General features: G+C 71.0%; 21 protein-coding genes. 1 reads left to right on the forward strand and 20 read right to left on the reverse strand.

Features of this window, described 5'->3' with window-relative positions:
- Positions 1 to 4: 4 nt before the first annotated feature.
- Positions 5 to 1519: an NAD(P)H-hydrate dehydratase gene (locus C4T78_RS30660; protein ID WP_093352885.1), complete on the reverse strand. Its 1515-nt coding sequence runs from the start codon at positions 1517 to 1519 to the stop codon at positions 5 to 7.
- Between the two features lie 266 nt (positions 1520 to 1785).
- Positions 1786 to 3648, reverse strand: coding sequence for a glutamine--fructose-6-phosphate transaminase (isomerizing) (gene glmS, locus C4T78_RS30665; RefSeq protein ID WP_093352348.1), 1863 nt, complete (start codon positions 3646 to 3648; stop codon positions 1786 to 1788).
- A gap of 104 nt (positions 3649 to 3752) precedes the next feature.
- Between glmS and C4T78_RS30670 the strand changes: the two genes are divergently transcribed.
- Positions 3753 to 4589 (forward strand): dienelactone hydrolase family protein, encoded by an 837-nt coding sequence (locus C4T78_RS30670; RefSeq protein WP_177247590.1) that lies wholly within the window; start codon positions 3753 to 3755, stop codon positions 4587 to 4589.
- 4 nt (positions 4590 to 4593) lie between these two features.
- On the opposite strand, the gene C4T78_RS30675 is transcribed toward C4T78_RS30670, so the two are convergent.
- The 18 genes from C4T78_RS30675 to C4T78_RS30740 form a co-directional block, all read right to left on the reverse strand.
- A complete protein-coding gene (locus tag C4T78_RS30675) occupies positions 4594 to 5301 on the reverse strand; it encodes a hypothetical protein (protein ID WP_143185853.1) in 708 nt (235 codons plus the stop codon).
- Between the two features lie 61 nt (positions 5302 to 5362).
- On the reverse strand, positions 5363 to 6085 hold the full coding sequence (locus tag C4T78_RS30680; RefSeq protein ID WP_143185851.1) for a hypothetical protein: 723 nt from the start codon (positions 6083 to 6085) through the stop codon (positions 5363 to 5365).
- A 96-nt stretch (positions 6086 to 6181) separates the two neighbouring features.
- The gene (locus C4T78_RS30685; RefSeq protein WP_143185850.1) at positions 6182 to 6616 is read right to left on the reverse strand and encodes a hypothetical protein; all 435 of its coding nucleotides are present in this window, start codon (positions 6614 to 6616) and stop codon (positions 6182 to 6184) included.
- The gene (locus C4T78_RS37340) at positions 6613 to 9582 is read right to left on the reverse strand and encodes a WXG100 family type VII secretion target (RefSeq protein ID WP_093352336.1); all 2970 of its coding nucleotides are present in this window, start codon (positions 9580 to 9582) and stop codon (positions 6613 to 6615) included. Before C4T78_RS37340 ends, C4T78_RS30685 begins: the two co-directional genes overlap by 4 nt.
- Positions 9582 to 9887, reverse strand: coding sequence for a type VII secretion target (locus C4T78_RS30695; RefSeq protein ID WP_093352333.1), 306 nt, complete (start codon positions 9885 to 9887; stop codon positions 9582 to 9584). The genes C4T78_RS37340 and C4T78_RS30695 overlap by 1 nt, the downstream gene beginning before the upstream one ends.
- Before the next feature lie 140 nt (positions 9888 to 10027).
- Positions 10028 to 10177 carry a hypothetical protein gene (locus C4T78_RS36620; RefSeq protein WP_177247589.1) on the reverse strand — a complete coding sequence of 50 codons (150 nt, stop codon included), beginning with the start codon at positions 10175 to 10177 and terminating at the stop codon, positions 10028 to 10030.
- Positions 10178 to 10228: 51 nt separating this feature from the next.
- A complete protein-coding gene (locus C4T78_RS36195; protein WP_093352331.1) occupies positions 10229 to 10447 on the reverse strand; it encodes a hypothetical protein in 219 nt (72 codons plus the stop codon).
- Positions 10448 to 10499: 52 nt separating this feature from the next.
- Positions 10500 to 10766, reverse strand: coding sequence for a hypothetical protein (locus C4T78_RS30705; protein WP_177247588.1), 267 nt, complete (start codon positions 10764 to 10766; stop codon positions 10500 to 10502).
- A 20-nt stretch (positions 10767 to 10786) separates the two neighbouring features.
- Entirely contained in the window at positions 10787 to 10948 is a 162-nt protein-coding gene (locus C4T78_RS36625) for a hypothetical protein (RefSeq protein ID WP_177247587.1), read from the reverse strand.
- A gap of 148 nt (positions 10949 to 11096) precedes the next feature.
- The gene (locus tag C4T78_RS36630) at positions 11097 to 11234 is read right to left on the reverse strand and encodes a hypothetical protein (RefSeq protein WP_177247586.1); all 138 of its coding nucleotides are present in this window, start codon (positions 11232 to 11234) and stop codon (positions 11097 to 11099) included.
- A gap of 7 nt (positions 11235 to 11241) precedes the next feature.
- Positions 11242 to 11400 (reverse strand): hypothetical protein, encoded by a 159-nt coding sequence (locus tag C4T78_RS36635; RefSeq protein ID WP_177247585.1) that lies wholly within the window; start codon positions 11398 to 11400, stop codon positions 11242 to 11244.
- Positions 11401 to 11452: 52 nt separating this feature from the next.
- Positions 11453 to 12787 (reverse strand): phosphoglucosamine mutase, encoded by a 1335-nt coding sequence (gene glmM / locus C4T78_RS30710; protein WP_093352880.1) that lies wholly within the window; start codon positions 12785 to 12787, stop codon positions 11453 to 11455.
- Positions 12788 to 13233: 446 nt separating this feature from the next.
- Complete coding sequence (gene rpsI / locus C4T78_RS30715; RefSeq protein ID WP_374703915.1) at positions 13234 to 13746, reverse strand: 30S ribosomal protein S9; 513 nt, start codon at positions 13744 to 13746, stop codon at positions 13234 to 13236.
- A complete protein-coding gene (rplM, locus tag C4T78_RS30720; protein ID WP_093155151.1) occupies positions 13743 to 14189 on the reverse strand; it encodes a 50S ribosomal protein L13 in 447 nt (148 codons plus the stop codon). The genes rpsI and rplM overlap by 4 nt, the downstream gene beginning before the upstream one ends.
- 357 nt (positions 14190 to 14546) lie before the next feature.
- On the reverse strand, positions 14547 to 14837 hold the full coding sequence (locus tag C4T78_RS30725; RefSeq protein WP_093352326.1) for a WXG100 family type VII secretion target: 291 nt from the start codon (positions 14835 to 14837) through the stop codon (positions 14547 to 14549).
- 55 nt (positions 14838 to 14892) lie between these two features.
- The gene (locus C4T78_RS30730; RefSeq protein ID WP_093155154.1) at positions 14893 to 15204 is read right to left on the reverse strand and encodes a WXG100 family type VII secretion target; all 312 of its coding nucleotides are present in this window, start codon (positions 15202 to 15204) and stop codon (positions 14893 to 14895) included.
- A 138-nt stretch (positions 15205 to 15342) separates the two neighbouring features.
- Positions 15343 to 15702, reverse strand: a complete 360-nt coding sequence (locus C4T78_RS30735) for a hypothetical protein (protein ID WP_093352324.1) — start codon at positions 15700 to 15702, stop codon at positions 15343 to 15345.
- 106 nt (positions 15703 to 15808) lie between these two features.
- Complete coding sequence (locus C4T78_RS30740; protein ID WP_177247584.1) at positions 15809 to 17593, reverse strand: type VII secretion-associated protein; 1785 nt, start codon at positions 17591 to 17593, stop codon at positions 15809 to 15811.
- Between the last annotated feature and the right edge of the window lie 136 nt (positions 17594 to 17729).

Here is a 17729-nt window from a genome sequence, read left to right on the forward strand (position 1 = left end):
GCGGTCAGGCCAGGGCTGCTCGGCGGATCTTGCGGATCGCCAGGGGGACCGCTTCGAGCAGCGCGGACGCCCCGATCGGGGCACCTGGCTCGGCCGGGTCGTCGGTTTCGCCGTGCGCGGCCAGATCCCCCGCCAGGGAGTGCACGTGGGCCGCGTAACCGCAGGCCAGCCAGGGCTCCACACCGCTGGCCAGGAGCGCTCCGATCAAGCCCGTCAGGACGTCGCCGGAGCCCGCCGTGGCGAGCCAGGCGTGCTGCGCGTCGTTGACCAGCACGCGGCCGTCCGGCGCGGCGATGATCGTCGTGTTGCCCTTCAGCAGCACCACCGCGTCGAAGCGCGCGGCCACCTCGCGAGCCGCCGCGACCCGGTCCGGGCCCAGCTCCTGCCCGGTCAGCCGGGCGAACTCGCCCGCGTGCGGCGTCAGCACCAGCGGCACGTCGGGATCCCGCGCGTCCCAGAGCGTCGGGTCGTTGGCGAGGAGGGTGATCGAGTCGGCGTCGGCGCAGACCGGTCGCCCGGATTCCAGGACGTGCTGCAGGACGTCGCGGCCGCTGGCGCCGAGGCCGATCCCCGGCCCGACCGCCCACGCCTGCACCCGCCCGGCATCGCCGACCGAGCCGGTCGCCACCACCTCCGGCCAGCGCGAGCGCACCACGTCGGCGGCCGGGCCCGCGTAGCGGACCATGCCCGCGGTCGCCTGCACCGCGGCGCCGCTGGCCAGCACGGCGGCGCCGGGATAGGTGGCCGAGCCGGCGGCGACGCCGACCACGCCCTGGCTGTACTTGTCGTCGGTCGGGCCCGGCACCGGCCAGTCGGCACCGATCTCGGCAGGCTGCAGCACGCGGAGCTCCGGCGCGGGCAGGTGGTCGTCGAGCCCGATGTCGACCACCTCGACCTCGCCCGAGCACACCGCGCCAGCGCCCAGCACGTGGCACGGCTTCCGGCCGCCGAAGGTCACCGTGAGGTCGGCCTGGACGACCGGCCCGTCGACCGCGCCGGTCACCGGATCGACGCCGCTGGGCAGGTCGACGGCGACCACCGGCACCGCCACCCGGCGCACCAGCTCGGCCGCCGTCGGCCGCAGCGATCCGCGCGCGGACAGCCCGACGATCCCGTCGATCACCACGTCGGCCCGCTCGACGGCATCCGCCGCCTCGGCACCAATCCCCGAGGTGTCCGCGCTGGCGCCCTCGGCGGGAACCGCCCGGCCACCTGCGCGCCGCAACGCGGCGAGCCCGGCGGGGTGCGCCTTCTCCGGCGCGAGCAGCACCGCGGTGACGCCGACTCCGCGCCGGCGCAGGAAAGCCCCGGCCCACAGCGCATCGCCGCCGTTGTTCCCGGCCCCGACGAGCAGCGCGACCCGACGGCCCGCGACGCCGTCGGTGACCTCGGTGAGCACGCGCGCGGTGTGGACGGCCACCGCGTGGGCGGCCCGGCGCATCACGACCGGCTCCGGCGTCCGCGCGAAGAGCTGCTGCTCCGCGGCGCGGATCTGGTCCGGTGTCCACACTCCGAGCATCGCGTCCTCCCTCGAACCCGCCGGCGCGCCGACGAACAACACCACTCATCCCGGGCAATTCCCCGGGAGCACGGTCAATTGAAACCGCCCGCGCAGCGCCCCGGCCGCACGACACACCGGAGCGCGTCGGCAGCGCCCCCGGGGAACCTCTGCGATTTCAATGGAAATCAGACGTGCGATTTCCATTGAAATCGCACCAGAACAGCGCGGAAGACGGTGAAGGGCACCTCCGGCGAGCGCCGGAAGTGCCCTTCACCAGCAGAAGATCACTCGACGGTGACGGACTTCGCGAGGTTGCGCGGCTTGTCCACGTCGTAGCCGCGGGCGCGGGCGATCTCCGCCGCCAGCACCTGGAGCGGGATCGTGGAGACCAGCGGCTGGAGCAGGGTCGGCACCGCCGGGATGGTGATCAGCTCGTCGGCGAAGGGCCGCACCGTCTCGTCGCCCTCCTCGGCGATCACGATGGTGCGGGCGCCGCGCGCCTGGATCTCGCGGATGTTGGACACCATCTTCGCGTGCAGCAGCGCGCGGCCGGTCGGCGACGGCATCACCACGACCACCGGCAGGCCCTCCTCGATCAGCGCGATCGGGCCGTGCTTGAGCTCGCCCGCGGCGAAGCCCTCGGCGTGCATGTAGGCGAGCTCCTTGAGCTTGAGCGCGCCTTCCAGCGCCACCGGGTACCCGACGTGGCGGCCCAGGAACAGCACCGCCTTGGAGTCGGCCAGCTCCTTGCCGAGCTCGCGCACCTGGTCCACGGTGGACAGCGTGGCGCGCACCGCGTCGGGCATCGCGGCCAGCTCGGAGTACTCGCGCGCCACCTCGTCGGAGTACTTCGTGCCGCGCGCCTGCGCCAGGGCCAGCCCGACCAGGTAGTTCGCCGCCACCTGGGCGAGGAAGGTCTTGGTGGCCGCGACGCCGATCTCCGGCCCGGCGTGGGTGTAGAGCACCGCGTCGGACTCGCGCGGGATCTGCGCGCCGTTGGTGTTGCAGATCGCCAGCACGCGCGCCCGCTGGGTGCGGGCGTGCCGGACCGCTTCCAGGGTGTCGGCGGTCTCGCCGGACTGGGAGATCGCCACCACCAGCGTGTCGCGGCCCAGCACCGGGTCGCGGTAGCGGAACTCGCTGGCCAGCTCGACCTCGACCGGCACCCGGCACCAGTGCTCGATGGCGTACTTGGCGAGCAGCCCGGAGTGGTAGGCGGTGCCGCAGGCGACCACGAAGACCTTGTCGACGTCGCGCAGGTCCTGCTCGGTGAGGCGCAGCTCGTCGAGCACGATGCTGCCGTTGGCGAAGTGCCCGCGCAGCGTGTTCTCCAGCGCCTCGGGCTGCTCCTCGATCTCCTTGAGCATGAAGTAGTCGTGACCGCCCTTCTCGGCGGCCGACAGGTCCCAGTCCACGCTGAACGGGTTGGTCTCGACCTCGACGTCGTCGAAGTCGGTCACCCGGTAACCGTCGCGGGTGATGGTGACCACCTGGTCCTGGCCGAGCTCCACCGCGTCGCGGGTGTGCTCGATGAACGCGGCGACGTCGGAGGCGAGGAAGTGCTCGCCGTCGCCGACGCCGACGACCAGCGGCGAGGACCGGCGCGCCGCGACGACCTTGCCCGGCTCCGCGGCGTGCGTGACGACCAGGGTGAAGGCGCCCTCCAGCCGGCGGGCGATCGCGCAGACGCTGGCGCTGAGGTCACCGGCGGTCGGTCCCGCGGCGTAGGCGGCGGCGACCAGGTGCGCTGCCGTCTCGGTGTCGGTGTCGCTGGCCATCTCGATGCCCGCGGCTTCGAGCTCGGCGCGCAGCGCGGCGAAGTTCTCGATGATGCCGTTGTGCACCACGGCCACCTGCCCGGTGGCGTCGCGGTGCGGGTGGGCGTTGCGGTCGGTCGGCGCGCCGTGCGTCGCCCACCTGGTGTGACCCATGCCGCTGTTCCCGGCGAACCGGCTGCCGTCGACCTCGGCGAGCCGCTTCTCCAGGTTCGACAGCGCGCCCGCGGCGCGCTCCACGGCGAGGCCGCCCGCACCGTCGAGCATTGCCACGCCCGCCGAGTCGTAGCCTCGGTACTCGAGCCGCCGGAGCCCGTTGAGCACCACGTCAAGCGCCTGGCGATGTCCTACGTAACCAACGATGCCGCACACTCGAACCAGCGTAGCTACTCCATTTGGTCTGAACCTGTTCGCGGTGGAACCGCCCGCGCAGCGGCTACCGCGCGCGCACGCGCGAGTCCGCTACCGTGCTGACCATGGCGCGCACTGCCAAGAAGGCCCCCTCCGCGAAGAACGCGTTCGAAGAGCTGTCCCGGCGCGGACCGCACGACGTGCTGCACGGTGATCTGGCTCTCGTCGGGCTCCCGGGCATCGTCTGCACCCCGCGCAGCGGGCTGGGACTGCCCGCGATCGCGTTCGGCCACGGCTGGCTGCAGCCGCCGCGCCGCTACCTGAGCCTGCTCCGGCACCTCGCCTCGTGGGGCATCGTGGTCGCCGCGCCCGCCACGCAGCGCGGCGTGCTCGCCTCGCACCGGATGTTCGCCGGCGACCTGCGCACCGCGCTGGACGTCTGCGTCGGCGTCCGGCTCGGCGAGGGCGAGATCAGCGTCGACGAGAAGAAGCTGGGCGTCGCCGGGCACGCCATGGGCGGCGGGTGCGCGGTCCTCGCCGCCGCCGCGGACGAGCGGATCCGGGCGGTGGCCACGCTGGCCGCCGCCGAGACTCACCCGTCCGCGCTGGAGGCCGCGGGCAAGGTCGGCGTTCCCGGCCTGCACATCGCGGCGGGCAACGACCTGCTGGCCCCGCCGGTGGCCAACGCCGAGCCGATCGCCCGCGCCTGGGGCGGCGCGGTGCAGCTGCGCACCGTGCCCAAGGCCAGCCACCTCGGGTTCACCGAGGGCAGGCACTGGACCCAGCTCGTCCTGCACGGCAAGTCCGAGTACGCGACCCAGCGCGCGACCAAGGCCCTGCTGACCGCCTACTTCCTGAGCACGCTGGCAGGCGACCGCCGAGGTGACGCCCTCCTGTCCACCGACGTCAAGGGCACCCACGTCGACCAGGAGCACACCAGGGGCGTGCTCACCGCCGCGTGATGGCTCAGAGCCCCGCGGCGAACTCCTCGGCGGCGGTCTTGGCGGCCCGCTCGGCGTCGGGGGCTGGCATCCGCTGGTCCTCGAACCAGTAGGTCTTGTCGTAGCCGTCGTAACCGACCGAGACCGTCGTGCGGCCCTTGCGGAAGAACACCGTGGCCGCCTTGACCTCGGTCCCGGTGGCCATGAACGCCTCGTCCCACGGGCCTTCCAGGTCGTCGGTCACGCGCGACGCGCGCTTGCCGTCGGTCTGCCGGTAGTGCTCGAAGGTCTCCTCGGCTTCGGCCAGGGCGTCGGCGGGATCCTCCGCCACCGAAGTGGAAACCGTGATGTCCAGGTAGCGCTCGTTGGTGCCGTCCTGGCCCTTGGTCGCCCGCCACGTGCAGGTCGCCGAGCCGGTCTCCTCATCGGAGTAGCCGTGGATCAGGTTCGTGGTGTGCAGATTCCGCAGGGTCTCCGCGCTGACGAGGTCGCACGGCGCGATCACCGGCTGCCCGGAGGGTTCCTCGCCCGCGGGTTCGGTGACGATGCCGTGCCGCCAGTAGAAGTACACACCGGCGATCCCGCCGACGACCAGCAGCGCGACGAGGCCGAGGATCAGGAGCGTGATGCACCCGGCTCGGCTCTTCTTCTTCGGAACCGGTTGCCACGGCTGGGCTTGCTGAGGAGCTTGCGGGGGCTGCGGCCCCCACTGCCCGGGTTGTTGCGGTTGCACCACCGGATCGTAGACGTCCGATGTGGCCGGTGGCGATGGCCGGGCGCGCGACCATCGCCACTCACAGCCCGGAAACGATCTCCTTGGCCACTCCCAGCACGGCCTGCTCGCCTTCGGCCGACGACATCTCGGTGCTGTCGCCGAGGAAGTTCCGGTTCCAGCCGCTGTACACGACGGTCACGATCTTCTGGCCCTCGCGGAAGTTCAGCTCGCCCGGCGAGCCCTCGCCCCGGGAGACGAGGAAGGCTTCCTCGCCGACCCCGGCGACCTCCCGGAGCTCGCCCGAGGAATTCTCCCGGTACGTCCCGAAAGTGTCCTTCGCGTCGCCGCCGTCGACCTTCGTGAGGTCGCGGACGTCGATCCGCAGCGTCCGCTGGTTGTTGCCGTCCTGCCCCCGCGTCGGGCCCCACCCGCAGGTGGAGCGCCCGGCGGACGGGTCCTCGCCGATGATGATCGGTTCGGGGTTGGTGACGTGCAGGCGCTTCAGGGTCGCGTCGCTGACGAGATCGCAGTCCTCGGGCAGCGCGGCGTTCGTCGGCGGATCCCCGGCGGGCTTCGAGTAGTTCAGGTACGCCACCACGAGGAATCCACCGGCGCCGAGCAGGATCAGCGCGCCGAGGCAGATGCCCGCGATCAGCCCGACGCGCTTCCCGCGCCTCTTCTGCGGTGGCTGCGGAAATCCCGGCTGAGCCGGCGGATATCCCTGCGGTGCTTGGGAAAAGGGCTGCTGGGGGTACTGGCCGCCAGGCGGAGGCCCCCAGGAGCCCGGCTGCTGAGGATGCACGCGCAGCAGGCTACGCGACGCGACCGCGCGCGACCGGCGAATCCGCCAAGCCGCAGCGGAAGAGGCCGGTCCCGGTGCGGGGCCGGCCTCTTCTCGTCACCTCAGCCAGTTCTGGTTCTCGTAGTCGTCGTCATCGTCGAAGGCGGGCTGACGACGTGCCCTCGGCGACGGGGCCGGAGGCGCGGGCGGCGGCGGTGGCGGCGGTGCCGGGCGAGCCGAAACCGGTTGCTGCGGCGGCTCTTCCTCGTAATCGTCCTCGCCGCCGAAGCCGATCACGTTGTCGTCCTGCTGCGACTTGTTCGACCAGTCGTTGCGCGGTTTGCCCGCCTGTTCCCGCTCCTTCTCGGCCCGTTCCACGAGCTCCTGCTTGCGGGCGGCGGCGGCTTCCTTGATCTCCTCGCTCTTCTTGGCCGAGGCCGCTTCCGCCGCGCGGACCGCGTCCACGTTGTCCGCGATCCCGTAGCGGTGCCGCGCGGTCAGGGTCGCGATCTCGTCCGCGACCCGCTGGTTGACCACAACCACCTGACTCACCTCTCCCGGTCTTCGCCGAGCACCGAGCGGAACGCCACGTTCGACTTCTCCACGCCGTCGTCGAACAGCTGGCCCTGGGTGCGCCACGGGCTGGAGTTGGAGCGCTCCTGCTCACCGCCCTGCTGGGCACCGTGAGCACCGCCCATGCCACCCATCATCCCGCCCATCATGCCGCCGCCCGCGCTGCCGCCGCCGCCGACCGCGGCGCTCGGGTTCTGGCCGCTGGGCTGGCCGGACTGCGGCGGGCCGGCCGCCGGGTCGGGGCCGAACGAGGACAGTCCGGTGGAGCCCTGCGCGCTGCCGCTGGTGGAGCTACCGCTGGAGGAGTCGCCGAACGAGGACATCCCGGTCGCACCGGCGGGCTGCGAAGCAGCGGAATCGCCGCCGAACAGCTGCCCGGAGCTGCTGCCGAAGGAGTTCTGCACGCCCTCGCCCATCGGGCTGAACGTGCTGGCGCCCGCGGCCTGCGGCGTGGTGGACGCAGGCACGTCCGGCGCGCCCTCGGGGTTGAACGCGGGCATCGTGGTGAAGCCGCCCGCCGAACCGCCGCCGAACCCGGCGTCAGCGGAACCGCCGCCGGGCGCTGGACCGAAGCCGCCGCCCGGAACCGCGCCGACGCCGAGGTCCGGAGCCGGAGCGGGACCGCCGACGAAGCCGGGAGCCGGAGCCGGGCTGCCGATGAAGTCGGGAGCGGGCGCGGGCGTCGGGCCACCGACGATGTCGGGAGCCGGGGCCGGGCCACCGATGAAGTCCGGAGCCGGGGCAGGAGTCGGTCCGCCCACGATGTCGGGCGCCGGAGCCGGGCCCGCCTGGCCCGGAATTCCGGGGCCGTTGTCCGGCGCGGGCATCGTGGACGCCTCCGGGACGGTTCCGGCGGGGCCGGGCATGCCCGGGGTGTTCTTGGCGAACTCGATCGTCTGGTTCAGCGGCGGCTTGCCGTCGCCGTTGTCCACGTTGACCTTGATCTCGCCGTCGGGCGTGCGCTCGAAGGTGAGCGTGCGACCGCCCTCCTCGATGACGGCCTTGCCGTCCGGGCCGACCTGCACCTGCTCCGGGCCCTGGCCGCCGCTGCCGGTCGCGCTGCCGGGGCCCTGACCGGGCTGCGGCACACCGGGGCCACCGGGCTGCCCGGCGCCGCCCTCGCCGCCGAAGTCGACCTCGTAGGTCTTCGGCTTGCCGTCCGGGCCCATCAGCTCGACCTGCATCTTGCCGTCTTCGCCGGGCTTGTGGACGGTGACCGCGTCGTCGCCCTCGCCGAGGGTCACCTTCTCGCCGTCGCCGCCGGCACCGCCCTGGCCGGGCATCTCCGGCATCTCCGGGGTCTCGGGCATCTCCGGGGTTTCCGGCATCTCCGGAGCGCCACCGCCGCCCGGAGCACCGCCGCCGCCACCGGGCGTGCCGCCGCCACCGCCACCACCGGGGGTGCCACCGCCGCCACCACCGCCGGTGTTGCCGCCGCCACCACCGCCACCGCCGGTGTCGCCGTTGCCGCCCTGGTCGGAGCCCTGCCCCTCCATGCTCTTGAACGGGTCGTCGCTGATCGGAGCACCGTTGATCATCTGGTCGTAGCTCTGCTGCACGGCGTCCTGCGTGCTCTTGCTCTGGTCCTTGAAGGAGCTGACCTTCTGGTCCATCTCGGGCTTGAACGCCTCGTCGAGCCACTTCTTGGCGTCGTCGATCAGGCCCTGGCGGATCTCCTTGGCGGCGTCCTGCCCGCCGACGAACTGGCCGATCAGCCCGCCGATGGGTCCACCGCAGATGAACCCGATGGCGGAGCCCTTCACCGTCGACCAGATGCCGGAGAAGATGTCGTCGATGCCGACGTCGGCGAGGTCGCTGGGCTGGATGTCGCCGCGCGCCTTGCGGATCTCGTCCTTGGTCTCGTCCGGAGTCTTGTCCGCGCACTTCAGGTTCTCGCCGAGCTCCAGCACGAACTTGCTGTACTCGCGGACGACGTTCTGGATGCCGTCGACGGCCGGCGTGATGGCACCGGCGAACTTCTCGGTCTCGCTGGCGACGGTGCCGCCCGCCGAGCTGAAGTTGCCGACCTTCGCCGAGGCCGCCTCCGAGGCCTCGCCCTGCCAGGTCTGCTTGGCGGTGTTGAACGCCTGCCCCATCGAGCTGCTCTGGTCCTGCAGCTTCCCGGACACGCCGCCGAGCATCTCGGCGTCCTGCCGGAACGCGCCGAAGTCGATCTCGCGGAGCTGGTCGAACTCCTTGACGATCTCGCCCTGGAAGTCCGGGCCGCCGCCCGTCCAGTCCTTGTACAGCGGCAGGAACTTCTCGAAGAAGTCCAGCCCGACCTTGCCGTGGTCGAGCAGCTCGTCGGAGGTGCCGACCGGGCCGCTGCTCTCCAGCGCCTTCTTGCCGTCCTCGATCGCGCCCTTGCGCTTCTCGGCTTCCTCGATCTTCTTCTGCAGCTCGGAGAAGCCACCGCCGGTGACCTCCTCGAAGATGGCGCTGCCGATGGGGTTGACCACCTTCATCGCGCCGTCGGCGATGCTGCCCGCGTTGTCGACGAGCCAGCTGGCACCGTCATCGATCTTGTCGTCGAGCCACTTGGCGCCCTCGCCGACGGCCTTCACACCGTCGACGATGCCCTCGCCAACAGCCGCGACACCGTCGACGATGCCTTCACCGACAGCGGAAACGCCGTCGACGATGCCTTCGCCCACGGCCGAGACGCCCTCACCGACCGCCTTCGCGCCGTCCACGGCCCGGTCGCCGACCCACCCGACGCCATCGCCCACCGCCTGGGCGCCGTCCACAACGCGGTCGCCGACCCACTCGGCACCATCGCCCACCGCCTGGGCGCCGTCCACGACCCGGTCGCCGACCCACTCGGCACCGTCGCCGACCGCCTCGACGCCGTCGGACACCGTCTCACCGACGTCGCTGGCCTTGTCGCCGACCCACTCGACGCCGTCGTCGAGCGCCCTGCCCACAGTCTCGAACGGACCCGCCATCAGACCTGGACCTTCCCGACCTCGTTGGCACCCGTCTCATCGCTGGAGGTGTACTCCTTGGCAGACGCCGTGAAGTCCTCGGACAGCTTGGTGCCGTGAGAGGCGAAGGACTCGATGTTCTTCCCCAGTTTTTCCAGCGCTTGCTTGTAGGCCTGGCCCGCTTCCTGGAACTTGCGGCCGGCCTTCTCCGGCGTCGCCTTCGCCTCGCTGACCGCTTTGGCCTGCCCCTTGATCTCCTCGGAGCTGTCGGAGAAGGCGGACGCCGCCTTCCCGATATCGCTGCCCGAGGTTGCCGTCCCGCTCATCAGCGCCCCCTTCAACGGCCCAGACGTCCCAACCTCGACTGGGACGCCTTGATTCGCTCACCGGTTCCCCATCTTGACAGGTCCAGCTGCGCGAAAGACCGAAAACCGGCGAGCTGCTTGCATCCGCGAAGAACCCCGCTTCACCGCTGGTGCGGGGAGCCGGACTGCGACTGCTGCCGCCTCCGCTTCCGGCGATCGGAGGTGATCACGATCGTCGTGACCACACCACCGATGACCAGCAGCAGGACGAGGGGCAGGGCGATGACCATGATTTCCCATCCACCTGGCACGGCCCGGATGATGCCAGGCGGTTCAGCCCCGGATCAGCGGAACGCCGAAGTTCACCGCGGCTGGCCGTAGCCCTGCTGCGGTGGCTGCTGCGGATAGCCCTGCTGCTGCGGGTAGCCGGGCTGAGCGGGGTAGCCGGGCTGAGCCGGGTAGCCGTACTGCTGCGGCGGCTGCACCGGTCGCTTCCCGCTCTTCGCCGCGACGACGACCACCACGACCACCACACCGGCGACCAGCAGCAGTCCCAGGAAGAGAATCAGCATCAGGAGCATGCGCAAGATGATGCCAGCCGGGAGCCCCGCGAATCCCGCGGAACTGCGCAGATCACTGCGGCGGGTACGGCGGCTGGCCGTAGCCCTGCTGCGGTGGCTGCTGCGGATAGCCCTGCTGCGGGTAGCCCTGCTGCGGCGGGTACTGCTGCTGGAACTGCTGCGGCTGCTGCTGGAACCCCTGTTGCTGGAATCCCGGCTGCGGCGCCTGCTGGACGTTCAGGCCGCGGAGCCTCACCTTCACCACGACGAAGGCCGCGAGCCCACCCGCGACGGCTCCGAGGAGCGCCACGACCAGGACCCCCATCCAGAAGTAGCTCACGACTTCCTCCTCCGAGACGGTCACTGCTGGTAGGGGTTCCCGAGGCCCTGCGGCGGGTGCGGCGGCACCGCCTGCCGCTGCGGTTGCGCGGCGATCTTCCTGGTCATCAGGAATGCCACGCCGGTACCGGTGCCGGCGCCGACCGCGATGGACAGGAGCGCGGGCACGATCCACTCGACCACCGAAGCCTCCCCTCGTCGAGTTCGAGCACCGAACCTATCGGAGACCGGCCTCGCGGTGTCCCGCTCTCGGCGCACTGGATCGATCCGATTCCGCGCGTGCGGAACCGCCCCGCGCACCGGGAGCGGTGGCGGGGCGGGTTCGCAGCGGTCAGTAGCCCGCGCCGGGCAGGAGGTAGTGCAAGCCCCAGCTCTGGGACAGCACGACGGCCAGCAGGGCGGCGATGAGCACGCCGACCAGCGGGGTGATCAGCACCATCAGGAGGTCGCCGAAGAACTGCCCTCGCATGGCCGGGTCAGCTCCGGTTCCGCCGGTTCACGAACCAGGACCTGCCCTCGTGCGCGGCGTTCACGGCCTTGAGGCCGGCTACCGCGAGCGCGGAGAAGATCACGAGAGCAGCAACGAGCCCGACTGCGACGAGCCCGACGATCATGGCGACAACGATGGCACCCATGTGAGCATGGTCTCACAATCGGGCCAATCCCGAGAGATCTACATCACAAAGATCACCGGAACGAGGCAACGATTTCGGCCAAACGCTCAGCAGCGGCCTGCGCGCTCTGCTCCGTTTGGGCCTCCACCATCACCCGCACCAGCTGCTCGGTGCCGGACTGGCGCAGCAGGACGCGGCCGGACTCGCCCAGCTCGGCCTCGGTCCGGGCCACCGCCGCGACCACCTCGGGCGCCGCCACCGCCGCGGCCTTGTCCGCGACGCGGACGTTGATCAGCACCTGCGGCAGCCGCCGCATCACCTTGGCCAGCGACGACAGCGGAGTGCCGGTCGCCGCCACCCGGCCCATCAGGCGCAGCGCGGTGAGCAGGCCGTCGCCGGTGGTGGCGTGCGCGGGCAGCACCAGGTGGCCCGACTGCTCGCCGCCGAGCGCGAAGCCGCCGGAGCGCAGCTCCTCCAGGACGTACCGGTCGCCGACCGCCGTGGTGCGCAGGGACACGCCGTGCTCGCGCATCGCCAGGTGCAGGCCGAGGTTGCTCATGACCGTCGCGACCAGCGTGTTCTCGGTGAGCTCGCCGGCCTCGTGCATGGCCACCGCGAGGACGGCCATGATCTGGTCGCCGTCCACCACCGCGCCCGCGGCGTCCACCGCCAGGCAGCGGTCGGCGTCACCGTCGTGCGCCACGCCCAGGTCCGCGCCGTGCTCGACCACCGCGGCCTGCAGCACGTCGAGGTGGGTCGAGCCGACGCCGTCGTTGATGTTGAGGCCGTCCGGCTCGGCGTTGATCGCCACCACGTCCGCGCCCGCGCGGCGGTAGGCCTCCGGCGCCGCCGTCGAGGCCGCGCCGTTCGCGCAGTCCACCACGACCTTCAGCCCGTTCAGCGGCTGCGGGGCCGCTTCGAGCAGGTGGTCGACGTAGCGATGCACAGCGTCGGGAACGTCCCGGACCCGGCCCACGTGCACGCCGGTCGGGCGCTCGACCTGCTCGGCGAGGCGGGCCTCGATCTCGTCCTCCACCACGTCCGGCAGCTTCTGCCCGCCGGCCGCGAAGAGCTTGATCCCGTTGTCGGGCATCGGGTTGTGCGAGGCGGAGATCATCACGCCGAGGTCCGCGCCGAGCTCGGCCACCAGGTGCGCCACCGCCGGGGTGGGCAGCACGCCGACCCGCAGCACGTCGGCACCGGCCGAGGTCAGGCCCGCGGTGACGGCCGCCTCCAGCATCTCGCCGCTGGCCCGCGGGTCGCGGCCGACCAGCGCCACGCGGCGTTTCGAATCGTCCCGGTCGTAGAGCACCCGGGCCGCCGCAGCGGCCACCGACATCGCCAGTTCCGGGGTCAGGTCGGCGTTGGCCAGTCCACGCACCCCGTCGGTGCCGAACAACCGAGACATCAGCAGCAAGTCCTCCTCGTACATCGGCGTGGCCCTGAGCCCAAGCCGGGGACCGTCATCACGTTCAGGTGAGCAGGTTCACGAGAACCGAACTCTCCACGAGAGTCAGCGCAGTTTCCTCGAACATCTTCATCTTGGTGGCAACCGCCGCCGCGACGCCGAACGGGCCGCACCGCGGAAGGTGTCGCATGCGCCGCAGGCGCATAACCCACCCCCGCAACTCGCACCGCCGCGGGTTCTCAGACGTCGCCTGGCGAGGACAGCCCGTTCGCCGTGTATCGGACATACATAAGAACGGGATCCCGCAGTCCAGGCGGCGTCTGAGGTTCCGCCACCCGCACCGCCACGCAAGACGAGCCTGGCATCACACACCCCCTGAAACGACTGCGGGAGCAGCCTCGTCCAGTGTGGACTCGACTGCTCCCGCAAATCGTGTGAGGTTCGCGTCAGCGCTTGCTGAACTGCGGCGCCTTACGGGCCTTCTTGAGGCCGTACTTCTTGCGCTCCTTCTCCCGCGCGTCACGGGTGAGCATGCCGGCCTTCTTCAGCGCCGGGCGGTCGTCGCCGTCGTAGGCGACCAGCGCACGGGCGATCGCCATGCGCAGCGCACCGGCCTGGCCGGACGGGCCGCCACCGCGCAGGGTGGCCAGCACGTCGAAGCTCTCCAGGCGCTCGACGGTCACCAGCGGTTCCTTGACGATCTGCTGGTGGACCTTGTTCGGGAAGTACTGCTCAAGGGCCTTGCCGTTGAGCTTGAAGCCGCCGTTGCCCGGCACCAGCCGGACGCGGACCACGGCCTCCTTGCGGCGACCGACGGTCTGCACGGGGCGACCGGTCGGCACCGGCAGCGGGGCCGGAGCGGCTTCCTCGACCTCGACCTCGGCGACCTCCGCGGTTTCCTCCGCAGCGGTCTCCTCCGGGGCGTTCACTGCCTCTTCCTGCTGAAGTTCGTCAGTCACTTCTGGACCTTCGCCTTAATCTCGAACGGCTGCGGGTTCTGGGCCTGGTGCGGGTGCTCCGAGCCGGCGTAGACCTTGAGCTTCTTGCCCATGGCGCGGCCGAGCTTGTTCTTCGGGAGCATGCCCTTGATCGCCTTTTCCAACAGCCGCTCGGGGTGCTTCTCCAGCACCTCACCGAAGGACTGCTTGCGCAGACCACCGGGGTAGCCGCTGTGCCGGTAGTGGAACGCCTGGTCCCGCTTGTTCCCGGTGAGGGCAACCTTCTCCGCATTGATGACGACGACGAAGTCGCCGGTGTCCACGTGCGGTGCGTAGGTCGGCTTGTGCTTGCCGCGCAGCAGCGTCGCGGCCTGAGTTGCCAACCGGCCGAGCACAACATCCTCGGCGTCGATCACGTGCCAGGCGCGGGTCACCTCGCCGGGCTTCGGGCTGTACGTGCGCACGGGTCTACCTCGTCGTCGTTCGCGTCGGAATCGTCAGTGCGGAGCCCGTCTCGATCACGTCGGTCGGTCCCTTGTCGGGGAACCGGCACGTCCGTCAGCACCGGCGCCGGGACCGTGATCCGCGGATCCGATCCTCTTGCGCGAGCTGCAGCCGCGCACCGCACAACAAAGAATGAGGGTACTTGGTGGCTTCTGGCCCGGTCAAAACGGGTCCTCGGTAGCGGGGGACGAGGATGCTGACCTGGCAGATCGCCGACTACAGGATAGCAATGCCCGTCAGCCCGCCGCAGCAGGCCCCGGACACAGCACGCGGCCCCGGCGAATGGCCGGGGCCGCGGAAACGCTCAACGCGTGAACTCAGCCACCGAAGCGGCCGGCGTTCTTCTTCTCACCGGCCTGGAAGGCCTCGTTGGCGGCGCCAACGGCCATGCCCATCTTGGCGGCGGTCTCCTGCATCTTGGCCGCCTCGGCGTCCCACTCGCGCTGCGCGGTGTGGTAGGACTCCTGAGCCTCGCCCTCCCAGGTGGCGATCAGCTTCTGGATCTTGCCCTCCAGGTCGTCCAGCTCGCCCTGGATCTTCTGCGCGGCGGCCTGCAGGTCGTCGGAAGCCTGCTGCAGCTCCGCGAAGTTGACGTTGATCTCGCTCATTGCGTTATCCCCTCAAGAACCTCTGAAGAAAGTGGAGTGTGCGACTGTCGGCAAATCAGCCGTCGAGCAGGCTGGCGATCTTGGAGATCTCCTGGGCCTGGTCTTCCTGGGTGGCCGCGTAGTCCTGACCCGAGGACTGCACGTTCTGGCCCAGCTCGTCCAGCTTCTGGATGATCTTCTTGCCGCTGGCCTCGTACTGCTCCATCAGCTTGCGGAAGACGTCCGCGGCCGCGCCCTTCCAGTTCGCGACCGGGCCCTCGAGCTGGCCCTGCAGCTGCTGGAGCGCCTGCTCGACAGCGTTGCGAGCCTCGTCGATGTCAACGGACGCCTGCTGGATCGCCTCGACGTCTGCACCAATTCCAGCCATCTCTGGATGACCCCCTTCAAACTCGACAGCAAGTTCGGATGAACCTACGACGCAGACATTGCCACGATCGGTTCCACGTTGTCCTGGATTTCTGCCGAACCCGTTGCTGATGTAAACGCTGCACGCGGAACCCGCAGGTCATCGCATGATTTGCGCTTGTGAAAAGTCCAGATCGCTACCGTCGGACGGCGTTTGCTCTTGCGATTTCCCGGCCTTCGGCGCCTTCTCGTCGGCAACACCGGTGTCCTCGGTGGAACCGGCGGCCGGAATCGGTCCGGTCAGCTCCGGGACTTCCAGCCCCATGCGGTTGCGGTGCGCCAATGCCTCCGCGCGCTGCTCGCCGTCGCCGGTCCGCCCGGCGCGCTCGGCGAGTTCTTCGGTGTTCCGACGGAAATCGGCGGTGCGGCGCTGCGCATCGGCGCGGGCGCGCTGCCCGCGACCCACCGCGGCGGCGAGCTCGGTTCGGAATTTGCGAACGGATTCTGCTGCTGCGTCCATGTCAATGCGCCTTCCCCGCCCGGCTTTGCGCGAGCGAATTCTTTTTGCGCGCCGGGGACGGGCTGGAAAGCGAGCGGCGAATTTCCGCCGCGATTTCAGCTTCTGTTCAGCCGACCGCCAGCGTTCGGACGACCTGCTCGCACGCGCGGCGCACGTCGTCCCGGCCCGCCGGGCTGTACTTGCAGCCGACGCTCATCTTGTACTGCCCGCGGTAGAGCGTGAACCACTCGACGGTCGTCTCCGGCAGGTTTTCCTGGTAGTACACCACTTCCTGGCCGCCGAAACTGGCGGTTGCGGTGAATTTGGCGAACGGCTTGCCCTGCGCGACGGACTGCTCGTACTCGGTGCGCAGCATCTGCACCGCGCGGGCGCGGTCGGTGTCGGTGTCGAAGCCGAGGCGGCCCTCCTCGACCGCGATCATCGAGCCCTGCGGGCCGTCGGTGGGCTGCAGCAGCGTCTGGAACTTCGCCTCGTCGCCGCCCGCCTGCTCCCAGTGCCCCGGATAGGTGAACGCGTAGTCGTAAGCGGCCACCTTCTGCGCGGCCACCGCGTCCGTCCCGTTGCTGGTGAGCAGCAGGGTGACGACCACGCCGACGGCGAGCACCGCCGCGGCGCCGGCGCCGATCAGCCACGGCAGCTTGCTCTTGGCGGAGCGCGGCTTGGCCACCGGCAGCGTGGTGTCGCTGCCGCCGATCACCACGGTGCGGGCGCGGCTGAGCGAGTCGCTCGTGGTGACGACGCCGGGGGCCGCGGGGTGCATCGGCATCGAGCGGACCGTCGTCGTCCCGGCCCAGGCACCGGCGGGCGCCAGGCCTCCGGTGCGCTCCGGGTCGAGCCGCACCGCGCGCAGCGCACCGCGCGCGACGACGGTCTCCGGCTGGTCCAATGTGGTCGGAACGACGCCGGTGCGCTCGTGGATCAGCCTCGACACCAACGGGATCCGGCTCGATCCGCCGACGAGGAACACCCCGGCCAGCTGCTGGCGCTGCACCTGGCCCTCGCGAAGCGTGGTGAGCACCAGGTCGGCGGCCTTGCCCAGCGGGGCGGCGATCAGGGATTCGAGGTCGACGCGGGTGACGTGCGCGTCGGAGAACGGCGGCGGCATCGGCACGTCGGTGTAGGTGTGCCGGGACAGCGTCTCCTTCGCGCCGCGCACGTCCTGGCGGACCACGCGGCGGCGCCGCCGGTCGGCCATCTCGCGGCCTTCGACGAGCTTGGCCCAGGCCTCCGGGTCGGTGCCGGAGACGAGGTGGCCGATGTGCTCCAGCAGCGCCTGGTCGATGTCCGCGCCGCCGAAGTTGGGATCGCCGCGGGTGGCCAGCACCTGGAAGGACGCGCCCTGCTTGCGCACCACGCTGGCGTCCACGGTGCCGCCGCCGAGGTCGAGCACGGCGAGCGCGCCGCCGTCGGGGAGGCCGTGGCCGGCGGAGTGGAAGACCGCGGCGGCCACCGGCTCCGGCACGAGCACGATCTCCTTGCCGAGACCGGTTGCGGCCTGCCGCAATTCGGCGGTGCGCACCGAGCCCCAGTCCGCGGGGTGGGTCAGGACCAGCAGGTCGACGACGGCGCCACCGGCGAAGCGGCGGGCTTCGTTCACCGCGCGCTGCAGCACCGAGCGGATCACGTCGCCGACCTTGAGCACGGTGCTGCCCAGCAGCAGCTCGCCCTCGTCGATGCGGCGCTTCGGGTGCGGTTCGAAGCGGGCCGGGTCGACCGCCGCCTGGCGCTCGGCCTCGTGACCGACGAACAGCGTGCCGTCGGCCGCGGCGAACACCGCGGACGGGACCAGCGGTTGACCGTCGATGACCACGACCTGTGGTTCAGCGCCGCCGACCGAGACCACCGTGCATGTGCTCGACGTGCCGAAGTCGATCGAGACGTGCAGGGACACCCAGAACTCCTTCACCGTCGCCGGAGCGCCGCCCCGCCGACGTCGTCGTCCGACCGCCGATCGCTCGGCGCGCCGACTCCCCCAGATCACCCTAGAGGTTAAGGGTGCGGACGCACCAACAGTGCGCCACCGGATG

The sequence above is a fragment of the Saccharopolyspora kobensis genome (assembly GCF_900108315.1).
Lineage (GTDB): Bacteria > Actinomycetota > Actinomycetes > Mycobacteriales > Pseudonocardiaceae > Saccharopolyspora > Saccharopolyspora kobensis.